The organism is Anaerotignum sp., assembly GCF_045122575.1.
Classification (GTDB): Bacteria; Bacillota; Clostridia; order Lachnospirales; family Anaerotignaceae; genus Anaerotignum_A.
In genome coordinates this window covers 1-4,940 of record NZ_JBGVHV010000060.1, presented here as the reverse complement: position 1 = coordinate 4,940, position 4,940 = coordinate 1, and the positions used below count along the sequence as shown (strand labels likewise).

Below are 4,940 nucleotides of genomic sequence, written 5' to 3'. Positions count from 1 at the left end.
ATGATTCAGCATCAGGGGCTGCAGATTATCCATAGTTCGGGCAAATTTCGCCTCTGCTGTTTCCCCCGCTTCAAATTCTTCGAATAACCCCCGCAGTTCCTCTTTCTGGTCATCAGGGAGCAGACCGAAAATACGCTCCGCCGCCAGACGTTCCCGTTCCGCCTGGGTCTCCATCCCTGCCGCGTCGTAGGCATAGGTATCCCCCGCGTCGATCTCCACGATATCATGGATGAGGGCCATCATCATGGTTCTTGCCAGATCGATGGGTGCATTGGCATATTCTTTCAGCAGATAGATCATCATGGCCATGTGCCATGCATGCTCCGCATCGTTTTCCTGCCGCCCGTGACCACTGAGATGGGTCTGACGAAGGATATTTTTTTCTTTGTCAGCCTCCAAAATGAAGGCTATCTGCTTTTCAAAACGTTCTCTTTCCATAAAAATTCACCTTCTAAAAATTAAAGAATTTCCCATTCCTGTCTAACAGATATTATACTCCCCCTTTTCCAATAAAAAAAGGGACGCTTCTGCGTCCCTCTTCATTTTGAAATTAGTATTCAGGTTCGATCAGACCATATGTACCGTTCTTTCTCTTGTAAACAACGTTCACTTCGTCTGTTTCACCATTACGGAATACGAAGAAGTTATGACCTACCAGTTCCATTTCCATTACTGCTTCTTCTGCGTCCATGGGTTTTACTTCGAAATGTTTTACTTTTTCGATCTTAACCATAGGTTCGTCATCCAGATCTTCTTCGGGAACCAGAATTGCTGCATATTCTGCTGCATAAGCTTCCGCGCCGGATTTTACCTTTGTGCGCATGCGTTTTTTATAGCGTACTACCTGACCTTCCAGAATATCCACTGCTTTATCCATTGCAGCTGTCATGTCGGGATCCTGAACTTCGGCACGTACAACTCTTTTATTCATAGGTACGGTGATTTCAACAGTGGAAACCAGTTTTTCCAGGCTCAATGTAATGGTTGCTTCTGTGTCCGCGGGGAACAGCTTTGCAACACGATCCATTTTGTGTTCAACCATTTCCTTTGTTTTGTCCCATACATCGATGTTCTTACCAATAATGTTGTAACGCATAAAAACAACTCCCTTCGTGACCCTCTCTTCTTTCTGAGGATCGATGAAATATATCAAAACCGACACGGTCGGTCTGATTCAAAATCAAGCATGGCATCTTTCTTGTCTGCTTACTCTTATAATTCTCCATATTTTTTCAAATCCCTTTTTCTTTTACAAAAAATATTTCGATTTTGAAAATTTTTCCTTTGTCAATACCAAGAAAAAAGTTTGTGGAATTTTTCATTTTTAGTTTCCATAATTCTTTTTACCTCTCTGCCAAAATTTTTCTCAAAAAAAAGAATGGCGGTTTTTCAGGCTTTTCTATTCTCCACAAAAAACACATTTGTTCTTCTTTTTTCCACAGAATTCTTTTCCTCACACTGTGGATAATGTGAACAACTTTGTGGAAAACAGGGGTTATCGGCATTTCTCATGTGGATAAATCATTCTCTTTTTCCCCATTGTCCACAAAGGGATGTTTCTCCACAAAACATGCACAGGATGACATAATATTTGTTTCTCCTGCGATTTCCATAAAAAAATCCTCGGACGATATACATCCGAGGGTTCGTTCTTTTATAAGATTTTACGCCTGCAGTTCTGCCTGCGCATCCATATAATGTGCTTTTGTATTTTCATCAAAGCAGACGATAGTCACCTGTTCGATGGAATCATCCTGATCCAGAAAATGCAGGATCTCTCTGACTGCGATCTTTGCCGCCTGATCCACAGGGAAACGGTAAACACCGGTGCTGATGGAAGGGAATGCAATGGTTTTTACCCCATTTTCCTTTGCCAGCGCCAGAGAATTTCTGTAGCAGTTGGCCAGCAGTTCCTCTTCGCCCCATTTCCCTCCGCGCCAGATGGGGCCGGGTGTATGGATAACATATTTGGCTTTCAGCTTATACCCCTTTGTGATCTTCGCTTCGCCGGTAGGACAGCCGTGGAGTGTTTCACATTCTGCCAGCAATTCAGGGCCTGCCGCACGATGGATGGCACCATCCACACCGCCGCCGCCCAGCAGAGACGTATTGGCCGCATTGACGATGGCATCTGTTTTTGCTTTTACAATATCACCTTTTACGATAGACAAACGTTTCATATTGCTTCCCCCTTGTCTGAATATGATTACCCTTGTCCCTCCATTTTATCCATTTTCCGCGGATTCGTAAAGTCATTTTTCGCAAAAATGCAGGGAATCGACGGCAGGGTTTCCGGATTTATGAAAAAAAGAAGCCCGGATCCGAGCTTCTTCCCAAAATATCATTCTGCTTTCCGCAGGTGTTTCAGGGGGTCTTTTGTCTCCCCGTTCTGCTCCATGGCAAACTCCAGATGGCTGCCCAACGCGGCCCCATATTTTGTAGGGTCATCCACAGCGCCGATTTTCTGCCCCTGCGTTACCTTTTCGCCTTCCTTCACTGCTACGGCATCCTCCAGCTGACCGTATGTAGTCAGCCAGCCGTCCGCATGGGCGATTACGATGGTCTTTCCTGTTTCCACATCCTCCGTTACCGCCTGCACCGTACCGTCTGCTGCCGCTTTCACCGCTGTCCCCTGTTTGGCAGAAAGACTGACGGACGCATTGGTGCGGTACTGTTCCAGTGTCGGGTCATAAATGGCGTGGTCGATGCTGTAGGGCAGCACCACTTCCCCCTGCAGGGGATAGGCAAATGTAGGTTTTGCCGCCTTCGGTTTTGTTGTTGTTTCCGCTTCAGGGGCTTCCCCGGGATCATTGCTCTGTTTGTTTCTTTCCAGCGCCGCAATCTCAATGGTGGGAGTTTTGACCGCTGTAACAGGCTGTTCTGCGTCCTGCTCCACGCCCTCCAGATGGCTGCGGTCAAAGGCACGATAGGTGACCCCTGCCCCCACTGCCACCAGACACAGGCACCCGCAGATGGCGATGGTCTGCATCCGTCTGGCTGTTTTGTTTTCGTTTTTCTTCATATCTAAAGCACCTCCGATGGTATTGTTGCCATCAGAGGAAAATTTTATTCCAGCATTTGAAATTCCACACCGGAATAATAATGCCGCAGGATCTCCCGATAGGTTTTCCCTTCCTCTGCCAGAAATGAAGCCCCATACTGGCTCATGCCTACCCCATGCCCATACCCGTGGGTCGTAAAGCAGAAGTCCTCTCCTTTTTTCTCTATCCGAAAACTGGCACTGCGCAGCCCCAGTTTCTCCCGCACTTCCCGCCCCGAAAGAATCCTTTCCCCTGCCTGCAGCTCTGAAACATAGCCCGCATCGGTGCGGCTGCGGACAGAAAGTTCCGTGCTGCCCAGTTTTTCTTTCACTTCTTCCATAGAAAAGGTCACCGTTATTTCATGCTGCGGCGCCTTTTTATCTTCGCTGCTGTTCACGCTTTTCAGATAGGGCACATCGCTGTTCCAGACCTGAACCGCATCTTCTGTTTTTCCTGCGCTCTGGGCATGAAATGCCGCCAAAATCGGCTCCCCTTCATAAACCATAATCTCCCCTGCCGTTTCCCGTACCGCTTTGCGGATTTTCGCTCCGTAAAAGGAATAGTTTTCTCCCCATTTTTCTTTCTGCTCCTCCGTTGTGATATAAGCCTGTCCCACATCATAGAGAACGGAATCCGTCCCCGCCGCCTGCATCTGCCGCACCTGATAGGTACGGGCGGCAACGGCCTGGGCTTTCAGTGCTTCCTCATGGAAAGCCGCCGGCATTTCCGCCGCCACCACCCCTGCCACATATTCCTCCAGTTCCGATTCCAGCGGGGCAAGGTCAGCCGTGCCATATAACGCCTTCGTCTCCCGCGGCAGATCCCTGCGGAAGCCGCCGCAAAGAAAGGTCACCGCAAGGGGCAGAAGGAGAACCACCAGAAGGATATAAAAAAATAATAACCCCAGCAATCTTTTCATCCTGCCACTTCCCTTCTTTTCAGAATATGTGGATTTCCCCCACAAAATGAATTAGAATGAAAGCGGAGGTGATACAGATGATAGAAATCGTATTTGGGTATGGCACAGAGGGCATGCTGATGGCAGCAGGTATTTTCAGAGAAAATATCTATTGTTTCGACCTGACATTGAGCAAGGGAAATCTGATGGATAAACCCTATCCGGATCTGACGGAACTGCGCCTGCGGGCAGAAAGCGGGGAACCCCTTCGTATCTGGTACAGCCAGGATTCCGATGAAATGAGCGGATTCTTCTGGCTGATGTATGAACTGGAGGATCTGGAAGAGATTCAAATCCATGGGATCACATTGCCTCCATATTTCGAATGTGCCAACGGCGATGTCATCGTCTGGGAGAAATGGGGGGAAGTTGCGCCGGAAGAATGGTCTCTTTTTCTCTCCTGCCAAAATCGCATCCCTCGCAATTACCGCAGGGGCTGTGCATTGGAATGGCAGCAGATGCTCTGGGAAAACACACCCTTTCGCGCCACGGTCAACGGGAAACTGGTCAGTGCTTCCGAAACACTCTATGACTGTTTTCTCCGCAAGGATATTGTCCCTGCCGCATACCGCCGCAGAAGATAACAAAAAAGCCCGAAACGCCAAGCGTTTCAGGCTTTTCCTTTTATTTACAGAAACCAGAACACCGCCACGCCACCGGCAGCAGCCAGCAGGCCGAGAACCGTACCAACCTTCGCTGCTTTTCTGTCCATTCGGCGGACACGCTTGAAGAAATCGGGGTTATCCAGTTCGGTGATATAAATACCACCGAACAGACCCGTATGGATCTGCAGTTTCAAGGTTTTTTCCTTTTTCAGCATATGATAGGTGCGCTTCGTCAGCTGAAAATGGTATGTGATGCCATTGTTGATGCCCTCCAGATAGTGAGCCTGACGGGCGATCTTTTCTGCCCCTGTTTCATGGGCAATGAAACATCTGCAT

At 48.2% G+C, this 4,940-nt stretch carries 7 protein-coding genes; 1 reads left to right on the top strand and 6 read right to left on the bottom strand.

The genetic code is table 11. The features are described from left to right. The 5 genes from ACJMLT_RS02845 to spoIID all read right to left on the bottom strand — a co-directional run. The coding region (locus tag ACJMLT_RS02845) for an HD domain-containing protein (RefSeq protein WP_405726295.1) at window positions 1-438 on the bottom strand (438 nt) is incomplete at its 3' end. Between the two features lie 112 nt (window positions 439-550). Beyond that, entirely contained in the window at window positions 551-1,096 is a 546-nt protein-coding gene (gene hpf / locus ACJMLT_RS02840; protein WP_405726292.1) for a ribosome hibernation-promoting factor, HPF/YfiA family, read from the bottom strand. Between the two features lie 568 nt (window positions 1,097-1,664). Beyond that, window positions 1,665-2,180, bottom strand: coding sequence for an O-acetyl-ADP-ribose deacetylase (locus ACJMLT_RS02835; RefSeq protein ID WP_405726289.1), 516 nt, complete (start codon window positions 2,178-2,180; stop codon window positions 1,665-1,667). 161 nt (window positions 2,181-2,341) lie between these two features. Next, complete coding sequence (locus ACJMLT_RS02830; RefSeq protein WP_405726286.1) at window positions 2,342-3,022, bottom strand: peptidoglycan DD-metalloendopeptidase family protein; 681 nt, start codon at window positions 3,020-3,022, stop codon at window positions 2,342-2,344. A 44-nt stretch (window positions 3,023-3,066) separates the two neighbouring features. Next, window positions 3,067-3,960 carry a stage II sporulation protein D gene (gene spoIID / locus ACJMLT_RS02825; protein WP_405726283.1) on the bottom strand — a complete coding sequence of 298 codons (894 nt, stop codon included), beginning with the start codon at window positions 3,958-3,960 and terminating at the stop codon, window positions 3,067-3,069. 77 nt (window positions 3,961-4,037) lie between these two features. Here spoIID and ACJMLT_RS02820 point away from each other — a divergent pair, with 77 nt between their 5' ends. Continuing rightward, the gene (locus ACJMLT_RS02820; protein ID WP_405726280.1) at window positions 4,038-4,583 is read left to right on the top strand and encodes a DUF3658 domain-containing protein; all 546 of its coding nucleotides are present in this window, start codon (window positions 4,038-4,040) and stop codon (window positions 4,581-4,583) included. 44 nt (window positions 4,584-4,627) lie between these two features. Here the strand turns inward: ACJMLT_RS02820 and ACJMLT_RS02815 are convergent. Continuing rightward, window positions 4,628-4,940: hypothetical protein (locus ACJMLT_RS02815; RefSeq protein WP_405726277.1), on the bottom strand; the 313-nt coding region annotated here is incomplete at its 5' end.